General features: G+C 60.3%; 19 protein-coding genes. 14 read left to right on the top strand and 5 right to left on the bottom strand.

The genetic code is table 11. From position 1 onward, the window contains the following. The first annotated feature begins 14 nt into the window (after positions 1-14). A complete protein-coding gene (locus ASF13_RS18210) occupies positions 15-1025 on the top strand; it encodes an alpha/beta fold hydrolase (protein WP_056239590.1) in 1011 nt (336 codons plus the stop codon). A 61-nt stretch (positions 1026-1086) separates the two neighbouring features. Here ASF13_RS18210 and gyrA read toward each other — a convergent pair whose 3' ends face one another. Continuing rightward, the gene (gyrA, locus tag ASF13_RS18205; RefSeq protein WP_056239588.1) at positions 1087-3744 is read right to left on the bottom strand and encodes a DNA topoisomerase (ATP-hydrolyzing) subunit A; all 2658 of its coding nucleotides are present in this window, start codon (positions 3742-3744) and stop codon (positions 1087-1089) included. A gap of 192 nt (positions 3745-3936) precedes the next feature. On the opposite strand from gyrA, the gene ubiG reads away from it, so the two are divergent. The 4 genes from ubiG (at position 3937) to yfaE (ending at position 8918) form a co-directional block, all read left to right on the top strand. Beyond that, on the top strand, positions 3937-4668 hold the full coding sequence (gene ubiG, locus ASF13_RS18200; RefSeq protein WP_056239587.1) for a bifunctional 2-polyprenyl-6-hydroxyphenol methylase/3-demethylubiquinol 3-O-methyltransferase UbiG: 732 nt from the start codon (positions 3937-3939) through the stop codon (positions 4666-4668). Positions 4669-5108: 440 nt separating this feature from the next. Continuing rightward, positions 5109-7394, top strand: coding sequence for a class 1a ribonucleoside-diphosphate reductase subunit alpha (nrdA, locus tag ASF13_RS18195; RefSeq protein WP_056239584.1), 2286 nt, complete (start codon positions 5109-5111; stop codon positions 7392-7394). Positions 7395-7514: 120 nt separating this feature from the next. Continuing rightward, the gene (nrdB, locus tag ASF13_RS18190; RefSeq protein ID WP_056239582.1) at positions 7515-8645 is read left to right on the top strand and encodes a class Ia ribonucleoside-diphosphate reductase subunit beta; all 1131 of its coding nucleotides are present in this window, start codon (positions 7515-7517) and stop codon (positions 8643-8645) included. 12 nt (positions 8646-8657) lie between these two features. Further along, positions 8658-8918: a class I ribonucleotide reductase maintenance protein YfaE gene (gene yfaE / locus ASF13_RS18185; RefSeq protein WP_056239579.1), complete on the top strand. Its 261-nt coding sequence runs from the start codon at positions 8658-8660 to the stop codon at positions 8916-8918. A 443-nt stretch (positions 8919-9361) separates the two neighbouring features. Here the strand turns inward: yfaE and ASF13_RS18180 are convergent, their stop codons facing one another. After that, positions 9362-10555 (bottom strand): nicotinamide mononucleotide deamidase-related protein YfaY, encoded by a 1194-nt coding sequence (locus ASF13_RS18180; protein WP_056239576.1) that lies wholly within the window; start codon positions 10553-10555, stop codon positions 9362-9364. An 81-nt stretch (positions 10556-10636) separates the two neighbouring features. Beyond that, positions 10637-12694 carry a phenylacetic acid degradation bifunctional protein PaaZ gene (gene paaZ / locus ASF13_RS18175; protein ID WP_056239572.1) on the bottom strand — a complete coding sequence of 686 codons (2058 nt, stop codon included), beginning with the start codon at positions 12692-12694 and terminating at the stop codon, positions 10637-10639. Positions 12695-12987: 293 nt separating this feature from the next. On the opposite strand from paaZ, the gene paaA reads away from it, so the two are divergent. From paaA to paaX, 8 genes are read left to right on the top strand one after another with little or no spacing between them, the layout of a single operon-like run. After that, a complete protein-coding gene (gene paaA / locus ASF13_RS18170; protein WP_056239568.1) occupies positions 12988-13956 on the top strand; it encodes a 1,2-phenylacetyl-CoA epoxidase subunit PaaA in 969 nt (322 codons plus the stop codon). Next, a complete protein-coding gene (paaB, locus tag ASF13_RS18165) occupies positions 13931-14215 on the top strand; it encodes a 1,2-phenylacetyl-CoA epoxidase subunit PaaB (RefSeq protein WP_056239566.1) in 285 nt (94 codons plus the stop codon). The genes paaA and paaB overlap by 26 nt, the downstream gene beginning before the upstream one ends. A 6-nt stretch (positions 14216-14221) precedes the next feature. Next, positions 14222-14983 carry a 1,2-phenylacetyl-CoA epoxidase subunit PaaC gene (paaC, locus tag ASF13_RS18160; RefSeq protein ID WP_056239563.1) on the top strand — a complete coding sequence of 254 codons (762 nt, stop codon included), beginning with the start codon at positions 14222-14224 and terminating at the stop codon, positions 14981-14983. A 9-nt stretch (positions 14984-14992) separates the two neighbouring features. Continuing rightward, the gene (paaD, locus tag ASF13_RS18155) at positions 14993-15487 is read left to right on the top strand and encodes a 1,2-phenylacetyl-CoA epoxidase subunit PaaD (RefSeq protein WP_056239560.1); all 495 of its coding nucleotides are present in this window, start codon (positions 14993-14995) and stop codon (positions 15485-15487) included. A 10-nt stretch (positions 15488-15497) separates the two neighbouring features. Continuing rightward, positions 15498-16553: a 1,2-phenylacetyl-CoA epoxidase subunit PaaE gene (paaE, locus tag ASF13_RS18150; RefSeq protein ID WP_056239557.1), complete on the top strand. Its 1056-nt coding sequence runs from the start codon at positions 15498-15500 to the stop codon at positions 16551-16553. Between the two features lie 8 nt (positions 16554-16561). Further along, positions 16562-17410, top strand: coding sequence for a 2-(1,2-epoxy-1,2-dihydrophenyl)acetyl-CoA isomerase PaaG (gene paaG / locus ASF13_RS18145; RefSeq protein WP_082502384.1), 849 nt, complete (start codon positions 16562-16564; stop codon positions 17408-17410). A gap of 60 nt (positions 17411-17470) precedes the next feature. Then, positions 17471-18787, top strand: coding sequence for an AMP-binding protein (locus tag ASF13_RS18140; protein ID WP_056239554.1), 1317 nt, complete (start codon positions 17471-17473; stop codon positions 18785-18787). 43 nt (positions 18788-18830) lie between these two features. After that, on the top strand, positions 18831-19778 hold the full coding sequence (gene paaX, locus ASF13_RS18135; protein ID WP_056239552.1) for a phenylacetic acid degradation operon negative regulatory protein PaaX: 948 nt from the start codon (positions 18831-18833) through the stop codon (positions 19776-19778). A 65-nt stretch (positions 19779-19843) separates the two neighbouring features. Here paaX and elaB read toward each other — a convergent pair whose 3' ends face one another. Further along, positions 19844-20155: a stress response protein ElaB gene (gene elaB, locus ASF13_RS18130; protein WP_056239550.1), complete on the bottom strand. Its 312-nt coding sequence runs from the start codon at positions 20153-20155 to the stop codon at positions 19844-19846. A gap of 236 nt (positions 20156-20391) precedes the next feature. Here elaB and ASF13_RS18125 point away from each other — a divergent pair, with 236 nt between their 5' ends. Then, entirely contained in the window at positions 20392-22047 is a 1656-nt protein-coding gene (locus tag ASF13_RS18125) for a glucan biosynthesis protein D (RefSeq protein WP_056239548.1), read from the top strand. Between the two features lie 33 nt (positions 22048-22080). Here ASF13_RS18125 and ASF13_RS18120 read toward each other — a convergent pair whose 3' ends face one another. Then, positions 22081-22533, bottom strand: coding sequence for a GNAT family N-acetyltransferase (locus ASF13_RS18120; RefSeq protein WP_056239545.1), 453 nt, complete (start codon positions 22531-22533; stop codon positions 22081-22083). Positions 22534-22575: the final 42 nt, after the last annotated feature.

The raw sequence follows: 22575 nt of genomic DNA, 5'->3' as shown, positions 1-22575 counted from the left end.
AAGGAATCCAAAAAATGCGCGTAATAATTGTCTTACTGCTGCTGATTACCAGCTTCACCAGCCACGGTTATAGTGTGGGCAGCCAGCTTGAAACTGTCAGCAACGGCCAGCATGGCCGCCCGTTAAAAGTGAGGATTTTCTACCCCAGTGCCGACGCGGGCGTCCCCACGTTGCAGGGGGCGAATGCCGTTTTTGGCGGATTCAGTGCGATTGAGCATGCTCATCCTGCGGACGGACGTTTCCCATTGATCGTGCTGAGCCACGGCAGCGGCGGCAACAATACCAGCCTCGCCTGGCTGGCGGTGCCGCTGGCGGCCCGCGGGGCGATCGTCATCGCCGCCAGCCACCCCGGCAGCACCACCGGCGACTCGCGGCCGCAAACCGACCTGACGCTGCAAATCCGCGATCTCAGCCAGCTGATTAGCCACTATCTGCAGGCCCCGGCCTGGCGGCCTTACATCGACCGCAACAACGTCGGTGCCATCGGCCACTCTAAAGGCGGCTACAGCGTGCTGGCGCTGGCCGGGGCGCAGGTGACCCGCGAGAGCCTGACCCGCTACTGTCAGCAGATGCCGCAGATGCCGGACTGCCAGTTTTACCAGCGCGGCGGCGTGCAGCGCGAGCAGACCGACAATGCCCGGCTGGCGGCCAGCTACCGCGATACGCGGGTGAAGTGGATGGTGGCGCTCGATCCGGGCATGAGCTACGCCTTCACCCCGGCCAGCCTGCAGAGCATCAGCGTGCCGCTGCGGGTGATTGCCGCCGGCTACTACATCCGCGCCACCGGCGATATGACGCTGGGCGCAGAACGGCTCCCCCTGCCGGTAACGGTGCTGAAAGACGCCGGACATTACGATTTCCTGCCGCTGTGCCAGCCGACGGCGCAGAAGATTTTAGCCGGGGAGGAGGAAGGGGAAGCCTTTATCTGCGAAACGCCCGCGGCAGAGCGAGAACTGATCCACCGCCAGACGATTGCGGCAGTCGGGGCGCTGATGCAGCGCGTCACGCATTCGGGAGGGAAATAACAGGCATAAAAAAGCCGGTTCAGCTGAACCGGCTTTTTATCAACGCTCGCAGGGTGAACGATTACTCGTCGTCTGCCTCAGCGGCGTCGTCATCGGCGTCGGCCGCATCGTCTTCCGCGTCCACTTCCGGGGCGATCTCGTCATCCCCTTCCGCCACGCTGCCGTCGATGGCGTCCAGCTCTTCTTCTTCCACCGGTTCCGCCACGCGCTGCAGGCCGACCACGTTCTCGTCTTCAGCGGTACGGATCAGGATCACACCCTGGGTGTTACGGCCCACCACGCTGACTTCGGAAACGCGGGTACGTACCAGAGTACCGGCGTCGGTAATCATCATGATCTGATCGCTGTCGACCACCTGCACCGCGCCGATCACCGGCCCGTTACGTTCGGTGACTTTAATCGAGATCACGCCCTGAGTCGCACGCGACTTGGTCGGGTACTCGCTGTTGGCGGTACGCTTACCGTAACCGTTTTGCGTCACGGTAAGGATTGCCCCCTCGGCACGCGGTACGATCAGCGACACCACGCTGTCGCCTTCGGCCAGCTTGATGCCGCGTACGCCGGAAGCGGTACGGCCCATGGCGCGCACGGCGGTTTCTGCAAAGCGCACCACTTTACCGGCCGCAGAGAACAGCATCGCCTCGTCCTGGCCGTTGGTCAGCGCCACGCCGATCAGCTCATCGTCGTCACGCAGGTTCACCGCGATAATGCCGGCGCTGCGCGGACGGCTGAACTCGGTCAGCGCGGTTTTCTTCACGGTACCGCTGGCGGTAGCCATAAAGATGTTGAAGCCTTCCGCATACTCGCGCACCGGCAGGATCGCGGTGATACGCTCGTTGGCTTCCAGCGGCAGCAGGTTGACGATCGGACGTCCACGTGCGCCACGGCTGGCTTCCGGCAGCTGGTAAACCTTCATCCAGTACAGGCGGCCACGGCTGGAGAAGCACAGAATGGTGTCGTGGGTGTTGGCCACCAGCAGACGGTCAATAAAGTCTTCTTCTTTAATACGCGCGGCCGACTTGCCTTTACCACCACGGCGCTGGGCCTCGTAGTCGGTCAGCGGCTGGTACTTGACGTAGCCCTGATGCGACAGGGTTACCACCACATCTTCCTGGTTGATCAGGTCTTCGATGTTGATGTCCGCGCTATTGGCGGTGATTTCAGTACGGCGTGCATCGCCAAACTGGTCGCGGATCAGGATCAGCTCTTCGCGGATCACTTCCATCAGACGATCGGCGCTGCCAAGGATATGCAGCAGCTCGGCGATCTGCAGCAGCAGATCCTTGTACTCGTCCAGCAGCTTCTCGTGCTCAAGGCCGGTCAGCTTCTGCAGACGCAGGTCGAGGATCGCCTGGGCCTGCTGTTCGGTCAGGTAGTACTGGCCGTCGCGGATACCGTACTGCTCTTCCAGCCACTCCGGACGCGCGGCGTCATCACCGGCACGCTCCAGCATGGCAGAGACGTTGCCCAGCGCCCACGGGCGCGCGATCAGGCCGGCCTTCGCTTCGGACGGGCTGGCCGCACGGCGGATCAGCTCGATAATCGGGTCGATGTTGGCCAGCGCCACCGCCAGGGCTTCGAGGATGTGCGCACGGTCACGCGCTTTACGCAGCTCAAAGATGGTACGGCGGGTGATCACCTCACGGCGGTGGCGGACAAAGGCTTCCAGAATGTCCTTCAGCGGCATGATTTTCGGCTGGCCCTGGTGCAGCGCCACCATGTTGATACCGAACGAGGTCTGCAGCTGGGTCAGTGAGTAGAGGTTGTTCAGCACCACTTCACCGACCGCATCGCGCTTCACTTCGATCACGATGCGCATGCCGTCTTTATCGGACTCATCGCGCAGGGCGCTGATGCCTTCCAGACGTTTCTCTTTCACCAGCTCGGCGATTTTCTCGATCAGGCGCGCTTTGTTGACCTGATACGGGATCTCATGCACCACGATGGTTTCGCGGCCGGTTTTGGCGTCCACTTCCACTTCGCCACGGGCGCGGATGTAAATCTTGCCGCGGCCGGTGCGGTAGGCTTCTTCAATTCCGCGGCGGCCGTTGATAATCGCGGCGGTCGGGAAGTCAGGGCCCGGGATGTGTTCCATCAGCCCTTCGATGCTGATGTTCTCATCGTCGATATAGGCGAGGCAGCCGTTGATCACTTCGGTCAGGTTGTGCGGCGGTATATTGGTCGCCATCCCCACCGCGATACCGGATGAACCGTTGATCAGCAGGTTAGGGATTTTGGTCGGCATCACTTCCGGGATCTGCTCGGTGCCATCATAGTTTGGCACAAAGTCGACGGTCTCTTTTTCCAGGTCCGACAGCAGTTCGTGAGCGATTTTTGACATGCGCACTTCGGTGTAACGCATGGCCGCCGCGGAGTCGCCGTCCACGGAACCGAAGTTACCCTGGCCGTCGACCAGCATATAGCGCAGCGAGAACGGCTGTGCCATACGCACGATGGTGTCATACACCGCGCTGTCACCGTGCGGGTGATATTTACCGATGACGTCGCCGACAACACGGGCGGATTTTTTATACGGCTTGTTCCAGTCATTACCGAGCACGTTCATGGCGTAAAGCACACGGCGGTGTACCGGCTTCAGACCATCACGGACATCTGGCAACGCACGGCCAACGATGACCGACATTGCATAATCCAGATAAGAGTTCTTTAACTCTTCTTCGATATTGACCGGTGTAATTTCGCGGGCCAGGTCGCTCATGGAGGCGCTTTCCTTACTGTTAATTCCCGGATTCAAAGGTGCGAAAGTATATCACAATGCGTCCAGGTGGTGAACGGAAAGCGGCGGTTTGGCCGCTTTATTGCATTCCCGCCCGGGTGGCTGGCGTTGCGCCGCCCACCGCCGCGTGGAAAGATGTATACTTCAGCAAATTTTGGCAGGAGTAAGAACCGAATGACGACGGAAAAACACCCGGCTGGCGCCAACGTAGACGCCAGCGAGATCGCAAAATTTGAGGCAGTGGCCTCACGCTGGTGGGATCTGGAGGGGGAATTTAAGCCCCTGCACCGTATCAACCCGCTGCGCCTCGGCTGGATTGGCCAGCATTCGGGTGGGCTGTTTGGTAAGAAGATCCTCGACGTCGGCTGCGGCGGCGGCATCCTCGCCGAGAGCATGGCGCGTGAAGGGGCCAACGTCACCGGGCTGGATATGGGGGCCGAACCGCTGCAGGTGGCGCGCCTGCACGCCCTGGAGAGCGGCGTCAGCATCGACTACGTGCAGCAAACCGTCGAAGAGCACGCGGAGCAGTTCGCCGGCCAGTACGACGTGGTGACCTGTATGGAGATGCTGGAGCACGTGCCGGACCCGCGTTCGGTGGTGCACGCCTGCGCGCGGCTGGTAAAGCCCGGCGGCGAGGTGTTTTTCTCCACCATTAACCGTAACAGCAAGGCGTGGCTGATGGCGATTATCGGCGCGGAGTACGTGCTGCGCATGGTGCCGCGCGGCACCCACGATATTAAGAAATTTATCCGCCCCGGCGAGCTGCTGAACTGGGTGGATGAAACGCCGCTGCGCGAGCGCCATATCATCGGCCTGCACTACAACCCGCTGACTAACCACTTTAAGCTGGCCCCCGGCGTCGACGTTAACTACATGGTGCACACCCACCGCGAGCTGGCGGATTAACCCGCAGCGGGCGGATCCTTCCGCCCGTTTATTTCGCCGCCCTGCCGACGCCGGTTAGCAGGGCGAACCTGTTTACCCTGCTGGCTCCCTGCCCGGTCACCCCACGGATATGCTGGCTTTTGCCGTCCCATTAGTCGATTCGCGAAGAATGCGCAAGAATTCCGCGATCGAACTTTTTGTGCAAAATAATTCTCTGCCCATTGACATCAACCTGGAGCCTTTAGATACGCGGACTTAGCCAAATACCCCGTCACCCGCCCTCAAAACCCTGCGAAAATCAAGCCTTGTTAAGCATGGGGAAAACCCTAAAATATGCCCCATCTAGTGACAACAACTTCTTCCAACCCCTACATATAGTGTTTATCCACAGAGTTACTCACAATGAGCAGGCTGTGTATAAACGTGGGGATTATTTGCTATAAGGACAGGTAAAACGCGACATGAATCAGAGTCTGCTTGTAACCAAACGCGACGGCCGCACCGAACGCATCGATCTCGACAAAATCCACCGTGTGCTCGACTGGGCTGCCGAAGGGCTGCAAAACGTCTCCGTCTCTCAGGTTGAACTGCGTTCACATATTCAGTTCTATGAAGGCATCCGCACCTCTGATATTCATGAAACCATCATCAAGTCTGCCGCCGACCTGATCTCGCGTGACGCGCCGGACTACCAGTACATGGCCGCGCGCCTGGCGATCTTCCACCTGCGTAAAAAAGCCTACGGCCAGTTTGAGCCGCCGGCGCTGATTGACCAGGTGAAACGCATGGTCGATATGGGCAAATATGACCGTCACCTGCTGGAAGACTACAGCGTGGAAGAGTTCGCCGAGATGGACGGTTTTATTGACCACTGGCGCGATATGAACTTTTCCTACGCCGCGGTCAAGCAGCTGGAAGGCAAATATCTGGCGCAGAACCGCGTCAGCGGTGAGATCTACGAGAGCGCGCAGTTCCTCTACATCCTGGTCGCCGCCTGCCTGTTCTCCGGCTACCCGCGCGATACGCGCATGAGCTACGTTAAGCGTTTCTACGATGCGATCTCCACCTTTAAAATCTCGCTGCCGACGCCGATCATGTCCGGCGTGCGTACCCCGACCCGCCAGTTCAGCTCCTGCGTGCTGATCGAGTGCGGCGACAGCCTGGACTCGATTAACGCCACCTCCAGTGCGATCGTGAAGTACGTTTCCCAGCGCGCCGGTATCGGCATCAACGCCGGCCGCATTCGCGCGCTGGGCAGCCCGATCCGCGGCGGTGAAGCCTTCCATACCGGCTGTATCCCGTTCTACAAACACTTCCAGACCGCCGTTAAGTCCTGTTCACAGGGCGGCGTGCGCGGCGGGGCAGCCACGCTGTTCTACCCGATGTGGCATCTGGAAGTGGAAAGCCTGCTGGTGCTGAAAAACAACCGTGGCGTGGAAGGCAACCGCGTGCGCCATATGGACTACGGCGTGCAGCTGAATAAGCTGATGTATCAGCGCCTGCTGAAAAACGAAGATATCACCCTGTTCAGCCCGTCTGACGTGCCGGGCCTGTACGACGCCTTCTTCGCCGACCAGACGGAGTTTGAGCGCCTGTACACCAAATACGAAAAAGACGACAGCATCCGTAAGCAGCGTATCAAAGCGGTTGAGCTGTTCTCGCTGATGATGCAGGAGCGCGCCTCCACCGGTCGTATCTACATTCAGAACGTTGACCACTGCAATACCCACAGCCCGTTTGACCCGACCATCGCGCCGGTGCGTCAGTCAAACCTGTGCCTGGAGATCGCGCTGCCGACTAAGCCGCTGCTGGACGTGAACGACGAGAACGGTGAAATCGCCCTCTGTACGCTGTCGGCGTTTAACCTCGGTGCCATCGACAGCCTGGACGACCTGCAGGAGCTGGCCACCCTCGCCGTGCGTGCGCTGGACGCGCTGCTCGACTATCAGGATTATCCAATCCCGGCCGCCAAACGCGGTGCCATGGGTCGCCGTACTTTAGGTATTGGCGTGATTAACTTCGCCTACTACCTGGCGAAGAACGGCGTGCGTTACTCCGACGGCAGCGCCAATAACCTGACGCATAAAACCTTCGAGGCGATCCAGTACTGGCTGCTGAAGGCCTCCAACGATCTGGCGATCGAACAGGGTGCCTGCCCGTGGTTCAACGAAACCACGTATGCGCAGGGCATTCTGCCGATCGACACCTACAAGAAAGATCTGGATGCGATCAGCGACGAGCCGCTGCACCTCGACTGGGAAGCGCTGCGTGAGTCAATCAAAACCCACGGCCTGCGTAACTCCACGCTGTCGGCGCTGATGCCGTCTGAGACTTCGTCGCAGATCTCCAACGCCACCAACGGTATCGAGCCGCCGCGCGGTCATATCAGCATTAAGGCGTCGAAAGACGGCATTCTGCGTCAGGTGGTGCCGGAGTATGAGCGCCTGAAAGACCAGTATGAGCTGCTGTGGGAGATGCCGAACAACGACGGCTATCTGCAGCTGGTTGGCCTGATGCAGAAATTTATCGATCAGGCGATCTCTTCCAACACCAACTACGACCCGACGCGCTTTGCCAACGGTAAGGTGCCGATGAAGCAGCTGCTGAAAGATCTGCTGACCGCCTATAAGTTCGGCGTGAAAACGCTGTACTATCAGAACACCCGCGACGGCGCGGAAGATGCGCAGGACGATCTGGCGCCATCGATTCAGGATGACGGCTGCGAAAGCGGCGCCTGCAAAATCTGATACAGCTGAACAGGGCCGGGGCAACCCGGTCTCTGTACGTGATACCGTCGGCCGGGCTCTCCCGGCCGCTATCTTTTCATACCGGCCGGCGTTTCCGGCATCAAGACACTGGAACTACTGATGGCTTACACCACGTTTTCACAGAATAAAAATGACCAGCTGAAAGAGCCGATGTTTTTCGGCCAGTCGGTTAACGTTGCCCGTTTCGATCAGCAGAAATACGACATTTTTGAAAAGCTGATCGAAAAACAGCTGTCGTTCTTCTGGCGTCCGGAAGAGGTGGATGTTTCCCGCGATCGCATCGATTATCAGGCGCTGCCGGACCACGAAAAACACATCTTTATCAGCAATCTGAAGTATCAGACCCTGCTGGATTCGATTCAGGGCCGCAGCCCGAATGTGGCGCTGCTGCCGCTGATTTCAATCCCGGAGCTGGAAACCTGGATTGAGACCTGGGCGTTCTCTGAGACCATTCACTCGCGCTCTTACACCCATATCATCCGCAACATCGTTAACGATCCGTCGCTGGTGTTTGACGATATCGTCACCAACGAGCAGATCCTGTCGCGCGCCAAAGATATTTCCGGCTACTACGACGATCTGATCGAGATGACCAGCTACTGGCATCTGCTGGGTGAAGGTACCCATCAGGTGGGCGATAAGACCGTTACCGTTAACCTGCGCGCGCTGAAGAAGCAGCTCTATATCTGCCTGATGAGCGTCAACGCGCTGGAAGCGATCCGCTTCTACGTCAGCTTTGCCTGTTCGTTCGCGTTTGCCGAGCGCGAGCTGATGGAGGGTAACGCCAAGATCATCAAGCTGATCGCCCGTGATGAGGCCCTGCATCTGACCGGCACCCAGCATATGCTTAACCTGCTGCGCAGCGGCGAAGACGATCCGGAGATGGCGGAGATCGCCGCCGAGTGCCGTCAGGAGTGCTATGACCTGTTTGTGCTGGCGGCCGAGCAGGAGAAGGAGTGGGCGGAGTATCTGTTCAGCGGCGGTTCGATGATCGGCCTGAACAAAGATATTTTGTGGCAGTACATTGAGTACATTACCAATATCCGTATGAATGCGGTGGGGCTGGATCTGCCGTTTAAGACCCGTTCTAACCCGATTCCGTGGATCAACTCCTGGCTGGTGTCGGATAACGTGCAGGTGGCACCGCAGGAAGTGGAAGTGAGCTCTTATCTGGTCGGCCAGATCGATGCGGAAGTGAACACCGACGATCTCAGCGATTTCGAGCTGTAAGCGGCCCGTTCGATGTCCCGTTCGTTGATTACGCTGCGTGCTTCGGGTACGCAGCTGGAGTGTCAGGGTGAGCACCCTTCCCTGCTGGCAACGCTTGAAGCACAGCAGATCTGCGTGGAGTATCAGTGCCGTGAAGGTTACTGCGGTTCCTGTCGCGTGCAGTTGCTGAAGGGCCAGGTGAGCTATGCTGAGAAGCCGCTGGCGTTTGTGCAGCCGGGGGAGATTTTACCCTGCTGTTGTCGGCCGCAGGGTGATATTGAGATCGATCTCTGATCGGCACCTTGTGCCATTCCGTTTCCGGACCAGGTGGGCTGTGCTCGCTGGAAAAGCTTAAAAGCTTAAGGCAGCGCCTGTTGGAGCAGTGTGCTCGGCTCAGGGAGCCTGTACACTCCGCAAAGACGCAAAAAACGTCGTCCCTGACGGCTCAGCGCGGGCCTTCCCTGGCCCGCGATGCTTTGCTCCGTGTACAGGCTCCCATCGCTTTATGTTCTGAGTCGTCTTTTGGAGAAAACCGTTAAGTCTGTGCACGGCTCAGGGAGCCTGTACACTCCGCAAAGACGCAAAAAACGTCGTCCCTGACGGCTCAGCACGGGACATCCCTGTCCCGTGATGCTTTGCTCCGTGTACAGGCTCCCTTCGCTTTACGTTCTGAGTCGTCTGTAGGGAAAAATCAGCATTCAGCATTCAGCATTCAGCATTCAGCAATGATTCATTAACTATGAGAGCGTTTCCACCACGTCGATCCAGCCGTGGCCGGTGGTGACGCTTTGTTCGTTCAGCCAGCGGCGCAGCATGTTCATCGCCAGCATGGCGACCATGTCCTGTCGCGCTTTCAGAGCGTACCGGCTGACGTTGAAGCGCACTTTCTGCGCGTGTGTCCCCTGCGGGGTGTGCAGCGCAAAACCCAGTAAGTCGTCATGGATGCCGCCGACCACCAGCCCCAGTTCGGCCCCGCTTTCCAGCGCCAGCTGCTCTGCGCGGGCGGCCAGTTCGGCCAGCGTTTCCGGCTGGGTGGGCAGGATGTTACCTGCGGCCAGTTCGTTGCCGCCGGAGGCCAGCTGCCACTGCAGCAGGCCGGCGGTAAACTGCTCGCTGACGCTCAGGCGCAAATCGCGTTCATGCAGACGGCGCGCCAGCTGTTCCGGCAGCGTTTCGAAGCCTTCAAAAATGACGCTGTCGCCGGCCAGTTCGCGTACCTGTTGCCAGAATGCTTCCATCTCGGCCAGTCTTGACGCCGGGCCGTTCAGCTTCAGTTCGATGATCGGCATCGATGCGCGGTAGCCCATCACCAGTCCGTCAGGCAGCGACAGCGCTTCGATCTCTGAGGCCAGGTCGCTTTCGCCGCGGCCAAAGGTAGTCATGCGCAGGCACAGCGGCGGTTCGGGCAGCTGGAAGCGCGCTTTCAGGCGCGGCAGGATCTGATCGGTGACCATGACCTTGTATTCCGACGGTACGCCCGGGGTGAAGAAGATCCAGCAGCGGTTCAGCTCAATCGCAAAGCCACAGGCGGTGCCAACCGGGTTATCGATCATTTCGGCACCAAGGGGGATTTCAGCCTGTTTGCGGTTGCTCGGTGCCATCACCTTGCCCCGGCTGGCAAAGAACGCCTCCATTTTTGCCAGCCATTCGGCGTGAATTTGCAGTGGAACGCCTGCCGCCGTGGCGGCGGCCAGTGCGCTGAGGTCGTCGCTGGTCGGGCCGAGGCCACCGTTGACGATCAGCACGTCGGCGACCTTGCTGCGTTCAGTCAGCACCTGCACCAGCTCCGGCAGGCTGTCGCCCACCGTCTGGCGGCTGGTCATCGGCAGGCCGTGCTCAAACAGCAGCGCAGCCAGCCAGGCGGCATTGGTATCGACGATCTGCCCGTGCAGGACTTCGTCACCCGTAGCGAGCATTTCCACTCTGATCATTGTTTTCTCCGGTAGGGTCGTTTTTTTCACTTTAAGAACAGCTTAGGAGAAAAACAATGGCTGCTGTGCAATTAAAGCGACTCAGGCCGACGGTACCCGCTGCGCCACCAGAGTGAGGATGCGGTAAAGCGCGACGTGCTGCTGGTGCTGGTTAAAGACCTGTACGTCCCACGCCACCACGCCACAGGGCGGTTCGTCCGTTTTGGGGGCTTTTCTTCTCTTGCTCAGGCAGGTCAGCTGCGCCTGCAGGGTATCGCCGATTTTAACCGGATGGGTAAAGCGCAGCGCTTCCAGCCCGTAGTTGGCCAGCACCGGGCCGACCCCGGCATCGACAAACAGCCCGGCGGCGGCGGCAACCACAAAGTAGCCGTGTGCCACCCGCTCACCAAACAGCGACTGCGCGGCGGCGGTTTCGTCAGTGTGGGCATAGAAACGATCGCCGCTGAGGTTGGCAAAGTTGACGATGTCAGCTTCGGTAATCGTGCGCCGGGCGGTCAGCACGCCGTCGCCCGGCTGCAGCTCCTCAAAGTGTTTGCGGAACGGGTGGCGGTGGTCGGTGTGCAGCGGCGCGCCGCGCAGCCACTGGCCGCCCACCGCCGCCAGCATCAATGGGCTGCCCTGCACGGCGGTGCGCTGCATATAGTGTTTGACCGCCCGCAGCCCGCCCAGCTCCTCGCCACCGCCGGCGCGCCCCGGGCCGCCGTGAACAAGTTGCGGTAACGGCGAGCCATGGCCGGTGGACTCTGCCGCTGCCGCCGTGTCCAGTACCAGCAGGCGGCCGTGGGCACAGGCGACAGCCCTTACTGTCTGTGCCGCCAGCGCCGGATCGGCGGTGACCAGCGTCGCCACCAGGCTGCCCTGGCCCATCAGCGCCAGCGAAATCGCCTGTTCACGGCTGGCGTAACTCATCAGCGTGGCCACCGGGCCGAACGCCTCCACACCGTGTACTGCCTCGTTGTGCAGCGGGTCACGGCACAGCAGCAGGGTGGGCGGGTAAAAGGCACCCGCCGGGTTGCTGCCCTCGCTCAGCTCCAGTTGCGCCAGCGAACCGCCACACAACGCCTCGCAGCCGCTACTCAGCAGCCGGTCAACCTGCTGCTGCACCGCCTCACGCTGGGCGTGGCTGGCCAGCGCGCCCATGCTGACCCCGGGTAGCGCCGGGTCACCCACCACCACCGCAGCCAGCGCCTCAGACAGCGCCTGCTGTACCGCTGGCAGCTGCGTTTCAGGCACCAGAATGCGGCGGACAGCGGTACATTTCTGACCGGCCTTGCTGGTCATTTCGCGTACGACTTCATCAATAAATAGTGAGAATTCAGCCATTTTTGGCGTCACGTCATCGCCGAGGATGCAACAGTTCAGCGAATCCGTCTCCATACTGAACGGAATGGATTTCGCCAGCAGGCCAGGATGAGCCCGCAGTTGCCTGCCGGTCTGCGCCGACCCGGTAAACGTGACCACATCCTGATAATCGAGATGGCTGAGCAGGTCCCCCACCTCACCGCAGATCAGCTGCAGCGCCCCCTCCGGCACCAGCCCGCTGTCGGTAATCAGCCTGACCAGACCCTGCGCCAGCGGTGCCGAGGTACTGGCAGGCTTGACGATCGCCGGCATCCCGGCCAGCCAGCAGGGAGCCAGTTTCTCCAGCATCCCCCAGCAGGGAAAGTTAAAAGCGTTGATATGCAGCGCCACGCCCTGACGGCTGCTCAGCAGATGCCGGGCAACAAACTGCCCCTGTTTTGACAACGGGATAGCGTCGTCTTCCAGCCACAGTGTGTCCTCCGGCAGTTCGCGACCGGCGAGGCTGGCATAGGTAAACAGCGTACCGATGCCGCCCTCAATGTCCACCCAGCCATCGCGGCGGCTGGCCCCGGTGCGGGCCGAAAGGGCATAAAGGCGCTCTTTGTTGGCCAGCAAAAATTTTGCCAGTGCCTTCAGCATCTGCCCACGCTGCAGAAAAGTCATCGCTACCAGCGCCTGGCCACCGTGCAAACGCCCGTAAGCCAGGCTTTCCACCAGGGGCAGCCCCGCGCTGCACAGTTGATAATCGGCTTCACCGCTTAATGGATGGTTAAACCGGCGGGCGTTGCCTTTACCGAACGCCCAGATGCCACACAAATAACTGGTCACATTTTCCATTCTTCCTCCACCAATACCATTTAATGATACTTATCATTTTTATGGTGTATCACATTACAGCAAAATCTAACCAGCGCTGTTTTTGCTAAAAATGGAAAACGCATTTTTAATGCACTTGTCATTTAAAAAATTAAATCACTGTTAAATATCGTTTTTTAAAAATATTTGTGAAGCGCGATCGTAAAACCACATTTCCTGTGTGGATCAGGGAAGGCGCTGCTCGTAGAGTGGATAAATGATACTTATTTTTTCATTTAACACCGAATAGTGAATCAAATTAAATGGAGAGCACGATGGATAACGCCGACCTGCAGAGGCGATTTGACGCCGCCATCGCCGACGAGCGGGCGATCGAACCCCGCGACTGGATGCCTGATGCCTACCGCCAGACACTGATCCGCCAGATTGGCCAGCACGCCCATTCTGAGGTGGTCGGCATGCTGCCGGAGGCGAACTGGATCACCCGCGCGCCCAGCCTGCACCGTAAAACAATTCTGCTGGCCAAAGTGCAGGATGAAGCCGGGCACGGGCTTTACCTCTACAGCGCCGCCGAAACCCTCGGCTGCAGCCGCAGCGAGCTGTATCAGAAGATGCTGGCGGGCCGGATGAAATACTCGTCAATTTTTAACTACCCGACCCCGGAATGGGCCGATATCGGGGTCATTGGCTGGCTGGTCGATGGCGCGGCCATTGTTAATCAGGTGGCGCTGTGCCGCACCTCTTATGGCCCCTACGCACGGGCGATGGTGAAAATCTGCAAGGAGGAGAGTTTTCACCAGCGCCAGGGCTATGACGCCTGTCTGGCGCTGGCCTGCGGCACGCCGCAGCAGCGCGCCATGCTGCAGGCAGCCATCAATCGCTTCTGGTGGCCGGCGCTGATGATGTTTGGCCCCAGTGACAAAGACTCCACCCACAGCGCGCAGAGCCTGGCATGGAAAATAAAGCGCCACAGCAACGACGAGCTGCGGCAGAAATTTATTGATAACACCGTACCGCAGCTGGAGGCACTGGGAATGACCGCCCCCGATTCGGCGCTGCATTTTGATGAGGCCAGCGGTCACTATCGTTTTGGTGAGATCGACTGGCAGGCGTTTTATGCGGTGATCGCCGGCCACGGCATCTGCAATTACGAGCGGCTTGCGGCCAAAAACCTGGCCTGGCAGGCGGGCAGCTGGGTGCGCGAAGCTGCACTGGCCCACGCTACAAAACATCCATCCCACGCTGCAGGAGCACCTAATGACTCAGGAATGGCCGCTGTATGAAGTTTTTATCCGAAGCCAGCAGGGGCTGGCTCATCGCCACGTCGGCAGCCTGCACGCCGCCGACGGGCAGATGGCGCTGGAAAACGCCCGCGATGCCTACACACGGCGCGGGGAAGGCAGCTCGGTATGGGTGGTGCCTTCCGCGCAAATCTGCGCCTCACAGCCGGAGGATCGCGGCGCATTCTTTGACCCGGCTGACGATAAAATCTATCGCCATCCGACCTTCTTCCCGCTGCCTGATGGCATCAAAAATATGTGAGGCCGGATGAACCTTCCACAGGATGACCTGCTGCACTACGTGCTGCGTCTGGCGGATACGCCGCTGATCCTCGCCCAGCGGCTGGGCGCCTGGTGCGGCCACGCGCCGGAGCTGGAGATTGACCTCGCACTGTCCAACATCGCGCTGGATCTGCTGGGCCAGGCGCGGAATTTCTATCAGTATGCCGCCGGACTGGCCGGGCCGGGCTGGGATGAGGATCGCTTCGCTTTTCAGCGCGACGAATCCGCGTTCAGTAACCTGCTGCTGGCCGAGCAGCCTAACGGCGGTTTCAACGACACGCTGGTGCGCCAGTTCCTGCTGGATGCGTGGCACCACTGCCTGTACCGGCAGCTCAGCCTCAGCCGTGATGCGTCGCTGGCAGCGATAGCAGCCAAGGCGCTGAAGGAGGTCACCTATCACCTGCGTTTCAGCAGCGGCTGGATGATCCGGCTCGGCGACGGCACCCTGCAAAGCCATGACAGAATGCAGCAGGCGCTGAACGGGCTGTGGCGCTTTACCGCTGAACCCTTTCTCAGCGATGCAACCGAGCAGCGCCTGCTGCAGCAAGGGATCGCGCCCGATGCGGCCGCACTGCAGGCGGCCTGGCATACGCTGACCGCCCCGGTGCTGCAGGCCGCCACCCTGACCCCACCGACTGAGGCGGCCTGGCGCCACGGCGGTAAACAGGGGCAGCACAGCGAACATTTTGGCTATCTGCTGGCAGAGATGCAGTTCCTGCCACGCAGCCAGCCTGGCTGCTGCTGGTAAGGGGGGACGATGAAGATCACGCAAATGACTCTGCAGCATCCTGCTGTTGCCGGTATCTGGCGCTGTCTGCGGCAGATCCCCGACCCGGAGCTGCCGCTGTTATCCATTACCGAGCTGGGGATGATCCGCGCGGTCAATGCAGCTCCGGCTGGCTGGCAGGTGGTGCTGACACCCACTTACTCCGGCTGCCCGGCCACCAGGTTCCTGCAGGACGACATCCGCCAGCGGCTGCAGCAGGCAGGGTATCCGTCGGCCGAGGTGGTGGTTAGTCTGCATCCGGCCTGGAGCAGTGACTGGATCAGTGAGACTGGCCGCCGCAAGCTGCTGGAGGCTGGCATTGCGCCGCCCCACCGCTGTGCGGCAGCGACGATCTGCCCTGTTGCCTGCCCGCGCTGCGGCAGTCTGCACACCGAACAAATCAGTGAGTTTGGCTCTACCGCCTGTAAAGCGCTGTACCGCTGCTGCGCGTGCCGCGAACCCTTTGATTACTTCAAGTGTCTGTGAGGGGAAAACGATGTCACAGTTTCATCATCTGACGGTAGAGGCCATTGAACGACAAACGGCCGATGCCGTGGCCATTACCTTTGCCCTCCCTCCGGGCGCGGCGGAGATCTGGCGCTTCACGCCCGGCCAGCATCTCACCCTGCGCGCCCGCGTTGATGGCGAAGATCTGCGCCGCTGTTACTCCATCAGCTCCGCGCCAGAAGATAACCGGCTGCAGATTGGCGTCAGGGCGGTGCCGGGCGGCCGCTTTTCACAGCATCTGCACCGGCATCTGCACCCCGGCGACACGCTGGACGTCATGCCGCCACAGGGGCAGTTTGGCTACCGGCCCCGTCCCGGGCACCAGGGTGATTATCTGGCACTGGCGGCAGGGTCAGGCATTACGCCGTTGCTGGCGATTATCAGCAGCACGTTGCAGCAGGAGCCCGACAGCCGCTTCACGCTGGTTTACGCCAACCGCCATACGCAGTCGGCGATGTTTCGCCAGACGCTGGCCGATTTGAAAGATCGCTTTCTGCAGCGGCTGCAACTCTTCTGGCTGTTCAGCCAGGAAAGCTCGGACAGCCCGTTACTCAGCGGGCATATCGACGCCGGTTACCTGGCGCAGCTGCATGCCCTGATCGGGCTGAACCACTTTCAACAGGCGTTTATCTGCGGCCCGACGGCGATGATGGACAACGCACAAAGCGCGCTGGGACAGGCCGGGATCGCCGCACAGAATATTCACCGCGAACAGTTTGATGCCGGCCACCAGCACCCGTTACCCATCCGCACCAGCCGTGATCAGCGCTGCGACGTGGAAATTCTGCATGACGGCCGCCGCCAGAAAATTGCCCTGCAGCCGCAGGACCGCAGCATTCTGGACGCTGCGCTGCGCCAGGGGATCGACCTGCCCTTCGCCTGTAAGGGCGGGGTTTGCGCCACCTGCAAATGCCGCCTGAAATCCGGCGACGTGACGATGGAGGTCAACTACAGCCTCGAACAGGATCAGCTGAACGCAGGCTATATCCTCAGCTGCCAGGCATGGCCGAAAGGCGACGGCGTGGTGCTGGACTTTGACGTTTAGGAGCCATGATGAACGAGACACCGAATTCACCACAGGCCAGCGCTGACGGCGGGCAGCAGGCCGGCGAACATCAGCCGCCGGTGCTTGCACGGCTGACGCACGGCGTGCTGCAACTTACCCTTAACCGCCCGCAGCGGCTGAACAGTTTTAATCCCGCGATGCACCTGGCGCTGGCCGCCGCGCTGGAACGCGCCGAAACCGACGACGCCGTGCGCTGCGTGCTGCTGACCGGGGCCGGCCGGGCGTTTTGCGCCGGGCAGGATCTCAGCGACCGCCGTACTCGCCCGGGCGATAACCCCGCCGACCTCGGGCTGTCGGTTGAAAAACACTATAACCCGCTGATCCGACGGCTGACCGCGCTGCCAAAGCCGGTGGTCGGCGCGATTAACGGCGTGGCAGCCGGAGCCGGGGCCTCGCTGGCGCTGGCCTGCGATCTGACGCTGGCCGCACGTTCGGCCAGCTTTCTGTTTTCATTCTGCCGCGTAGGGCTGGTGCCGGACAGTGGCGCCAGCTGGTTTCTGCCGCGCAAAGTGGGTTACGCCCGGGCGGCGGGTATGGCCCTGCTGGGCGATAAGATCGGCGCAGAGCAGGCCCTGAACTGGGGGTTGATCTGGCAGGTGTGGGAGGATGACCAGCTGGAAAACGCCTGCATGCAGCTGGCGCAGCGTCTGGCCGGGCAGGCAACCGCCGCGCTGGGTATGACCAAGCGGGCACTGCAGGCAGCGGCCACCCACACCCTCAGTCAGCAGCTGGATCTGGAGCGCGACCTGCAACAGCAGGCCGGGCGCAGTGACGATTACCGCGAAGGCGTCAACGCTTTCCTGACAAAGCGGCAGGCACACTTCAGCGGAAGATAGCAGCCAACACGCCGCGCGGGGTCAGCACGGCAATCACATCATCTATCAGGGAGAGACAAAATGAGCAGCCTGGTTCCAACCCTTGATCCGATCGAATATGCCTCACGCGAGGCACTGGAAGCCCTGCAGCTGGAGAGGCTGAAGTGGACACTGCATCACGCCTGGGAAAACGTGCCGATGTACCGGAAAAAGTTTACCGCGGCGGGCGTACACCCCGGCGATTTACGGCAGCTGAGCGATATCGTTAAGTTCCCTTTCACCTCCAAGCAGGATCTGCGCGACAACTATCCTTTTGCCACCTTTGCCGTCCCCTCCGAGCAGATTGTGCGCCTGCACGCCTCTTCCGGCACCACCGGAAAACCGACGGTGGTGGGTTATACCGCCGCCGACCTGGCGCGCTGGTCCGGGCTGGTGGCTCGCTGCCTGCGTTCGGTGGGAGTAACCTCACGTGATAAGGTCCATATTGCTTATGGCTACGGCCTGTTCACCGGGGGGATGGGGGCGCACTACGGTGCGGAAAAACTCGGTGCCACGGTGATCCCGGCTTCCACCGGACAGACTGAAAAGCAGGCGCAGTTGATCCTCGACCTGCAGCCGGACGTAATAATGGCGACCCCGTCTTACTGTCTGGCGCTGACCGATGAGCTGGAGCGGCGCATGGGGGGTGATGCGCGCGGCTGCTCGCTACGGCTGGGGGTGCTTGGCGCCGAGCCATGGAGCGCCGCACTGCGCGGTGAGATCGAGAGCCGGCTGGGGATCACAGCCTGTAATATCTATGGCCTCTCCGAAGTGATGGGGCCGGGGGTGGCGATTGAGTGCGATGGCCCGGATGCCGGCTCCACCATCTGGGAAGATCATTTCTATCCTGAAGTCATCGATCCTCTGACGCTGGAACTGCTGCCTGCCGGAATACGCGGTGAGCTGGTTTTTACCAGCCTGAGCAAGGAAGCAATGCCGGTGATCCGCTATCGCAGCCACGATATGAGTTCTCTGTTGCCCGGCGGCAGGAGGCCGATGCGGCGCATGGCCGCTATCAGCGGCCGCTCGGACGATATGCTAATCGTGCGGGGTATCAACATTTTTCCCTCCCAGCTTGAAGAGCAGATTATGCGCTGCCCTGGCCTCTCCTCCCATTATCTGCTGGAAGTGAGCCGCAGCGGCAATCTTGACCACCTGGCGCTGCGGGTGGAGAGAAAGACGACGCTGGATGCCAGCCGCAGTGATGAAACCGCGAAGCAGCTGCAGCACCATATTAAATCGCTGATTGGCATCAGCGCGCAGGTCAGCGTGGTTGAACCGGGTACGTTGCCGCGTTCCGAGGGAAAAGCGGTACGGGTTGTCGATAGCAGAGGAACACAGGACGCTGTACCGCATTGAATATGCTAAGGTAAAGGTTGTTTCCGTCCGCAACGGGGCACTGATGCCTGATAAACTCGATAGTTTTATTCGCCACTCGCTGGCCGTACAGCCGCTGAGCGGTACTTCGCTAATTATCTCTCTGTACGGTGATGCGCTGAGTCAGCGTGGCGGCGAGGTGTGGCTGGGTTCGCTGAGCGCGCTGCTGGCGCCACTGGGCTTCAGTGACCGCTGGGTGCGCACCGCCGTTTTTCGACTGCAGAAGGAGGGCTGGCTGGAGGCGGAAAAAGCCGGACGCCGCAGCTATTACCGACTTTCTGAACACGGCCTGCAACAGTTCCGCCACGCGGAAAGCAAGATCTATCAGGGCGAACCCGCTTTATGGAACGGCGAGTGGGATCTGCTGCTGCTGGAAGGGGTGGAAAAAACCGTACGCGCCCGCCTTCGGCAGTCTCTGGGCTGGCTCGGCTTTGGGCAGCTGAGTACAACGCTGCTGGCCGCCCCGGCAGACATCCGCCGCGACGTCACCGCCCTGCTCAGCGAACTCCCCGGGGGCGAGAACACCATCTGGTTCCGCGCACAGTCTGCCGGTGAACGTTCTGCCGGTTGTCTGAAGCGTCAGGTGGCGAACAACTGGGCGCTGGATGAGATGGCAGCGCACTACCAGCAGTTTATTGACGCGTGGCGCCCGCTGATGCTGATGCTGCGCGATCGACAGCAGCCGGTCAGTGAACAACAGGCTTTTGAGCTGTGCCTGTTGCTGATCCATGCCTGGCGCCGGGTGGTGCTGCGCGATCCACAGCTGCCTGACGCACTGCTTCCGCCGCAGTGGCCGGGGCATACGGCACGCCATCTGTGCATCAATCTTTACCGGCGTCTTGCATTACCGGCTACGCGGCGGGTCAGTCAGCTGGCAGAAAGTCGAATTGGCGAGTTGCCACAACCGTGCGCGGCATTTTATCAGCGCTTTGGCGGTCTGGAGTCTGTGGGTCATCAGCAGGCAACTGCTTAAGAAGGGGGAAGCGGAACAGATCGGGGGCAGAATAACGGCGCCCCGCAGGGCGCAGTTTGTGCAGCTTAGCGGCGTGCCAGCAGCAGGCCAACGACCAGCCCAACGGTGGCACCAACGCCAATCCCCTGCCAGGGTTTGTCATGCACGTACTCGTCGGCACGGGATACCGCCTGGCGGGCGCGGTAGTAGTAGCTGTCCGACGCGTTACTGATGCGCGTTTTTACTTCATCCAGCGACTTTTCGGCTTTGGCCTTCAGCTCAACGTACTTCTGATCGGCCGGATCGCCCGACGATTTCAGCACCTCTTCCAGCGTTTTGGTCAGCAGCGCCAGGTCATCATCCAGGCGATTGTCATTAGGTTCATTTGATACAGACATCTTTCATCCTCCGTGGTCGAATTAATTGTCGCATTCACATTAACTATAGACCGTTTTTCGCCGATGAAATCACTGCGGTTACAGGATTTATCTGATAAATTCTGCGTGAACTGAATCAAACCCTGAGCAAGCTGTCGTAACTCCCTGTACCCGGAAGCCTTCCGGTTATGCGAATGTGTATTTTACATGCACGACAGTCACTACAAACTCGTTCACCTGAGGAAATATTTTCCGGCATGAATCGTAGAATGTTTATGAAAGCGTCAATGGCATTCGCAACCCTGAGCGGGATGTCCGGCTTATCCACCCTGTTCTCCCAGGCCGCCTGGGCAGAGAGCGATATTGCCGACGGCACCGCGGTGCGTTTTGATTTCGACGTGCTGAAAAAGCTGGCCGCAGACCAGGCGAAACATGCCTGGAGCGGCGCACCGGCCCCGCTGCCGGACACGCTGGCGACCCTGACCCCGCAGGCCTATAACGAAATCCAGTACGACGCCGGCCACTCGCTGTGGAACGGCCTGGATAACCGACAGCTTGACGTTCAGTTCTTCCACGTCGGCATGGGCTTTAAGCGCCGTATCCGCATGTTCTCGGTAGATGGCGACCGGCAGGCCCGAGAAATCCACTTCCGCCCGGAGCTGTTTAACTACAACAACGCTCACGTGGATACCAAACAGCTGGAGGGAAAAACCGACCTTGGCTTTGCCGGCTTCCGCGCCTTTAAAAAACCGGAACTGGCTAAACGCGACATCGTCTCGTTCCTCGGCGCCAGCTACTTCCGCGCCGTAGATGAAACCTTTCAGTACGGTCTCTCCGCGCGCGGCGTGGCCGTCAATACTTTCACTAACGGCAAGGAGGAGTTCCCGGACTTCACCGCCTTCTGGTTTGAAACGCCAAAGGCGGAAGACACCACCTTTACCGTTTACACCCTGCTGGACGGTGCCAGCTGCACCGGTGCCTACAAGTTCATCATTCACTGCGAAGAGAAACGCGTGGTGATGGAGGTGGAAAAACACATCTACGCGCGTAAGGATATCGAGCAACTGGGTATCGCGCCGATGACCACCATGTTCAGCTGTGGCAATAACGAACGCCGCATGTGCGACACCATTCACCCGCAGATCCACGACTCCGATCGCCTGGCGATGTGGACCGGCAGCGGCGAGTGGATCTGCCGCCCGCTCAACAATCCGCAGCGCCTGACCTTCAACGCCTATCAGGATGAAAACCCGCGCGGCTTTGGCATGTTGCAGCTGAATCACGATTTCCAGGATTACCAGGACGTGATTGGCTGGTACAACAAGCGCCCGAGCCTGTGGGTGGAGCCGACGGACAAGTGGGGCAAAGGTGCGGTGGCGCTGATGGAGATCCCAACCACCGGTGAAACGCTGGATAACATCGTCTGCTTCTGGCAGCCGGCCGAGCCGATCAAGGCCGGCAGCGCGCACAGCTACAGCTACAAGCTTTACTGGAGCGGCCTGCCGCCGGTACGCAGCGGCCTGGCGAGGGTGAACGCCACCCGCACCGGCATGGGCGGCTTCCCGGAAGGCTGGGCACCGGGTGAACACTACCCGAACGTCTGGGCGCGCCGCTTTGCGGTGGACTTCGTCGGCGGTGACCTGAAAGCTGCCGCGCCGAAGGGGATTGAGCCGGTGATTAATATCTCATCCGGCACCCTTAAACAGGTGGAGATCCTCTACGTCGAACCGATTGACGGTTTCCGCATCCTGTTTGACTGGTATCCGGACAGCGACGCCACCACCCCGGTGGATATGCGCCTGTTCCTGCGTACCAAAGACGATACGCTGAGCGAAACCTGGCTGTATCAGTACGCGCCGCCTCCGCCGGACAAACGCAAATACGTTGATGACCGGATTATGACCGCCGGTTAAACGATCGACAGGCGGCTGCGGCCGCCTGTTTTATTATCCGCGCAGCATATCGATGTGCGGAATGCCGTCCTCGTCGTACACCTCTCCCGTCGCTACAAAACCCGCGCTGCTGTAAAAGCGTTGCAGGTGCGCCTGCGCCGAAAGAAACTGCGGCTGCTGCGGCCAGTGGCGTTCACAGCAGGCTATCGCATGTTTGATTAACCGGCTGCCGAGGCTCAGGCCGCGCGCCTCGCTGCTGACGATCACCCGACCGATTTTCACCGGCTCGCCGGCGGCCTGTGGCGCGAGAATGCGGGCGTACGCCAGCAGCCGGTCTTGATACAGCCCGAGCAGATGGCGGTTGCCCCCCAGCAGATCGGCCCCATCAATATCCTGATAGACGCACCGCTGTTCAACCACAAACACCTGGCTACGCAGCGCCAGCAGCTGGTAAAGCCGGGCGGCGGTCAGCTCGCCGTGGTGCAGATCCTGCCACTCAATTTCCATCGTTTCCTCGCAAAAAAAATCGGGCCACAGGGGCCCGATTGT

The organism is Erwinia sp. Leaf53, from assembly GCF_001422605.1.
GTDB lineage: Bacteria > Pseudomonadota > Gammaproteobacteria > Enterobacterales > Enterobacteriaceae > Erwinia.
Note: the sequence above shows the minus strand (reverse complement) of the source record. Positions and strands in the feature narration are given on the sequence as shown.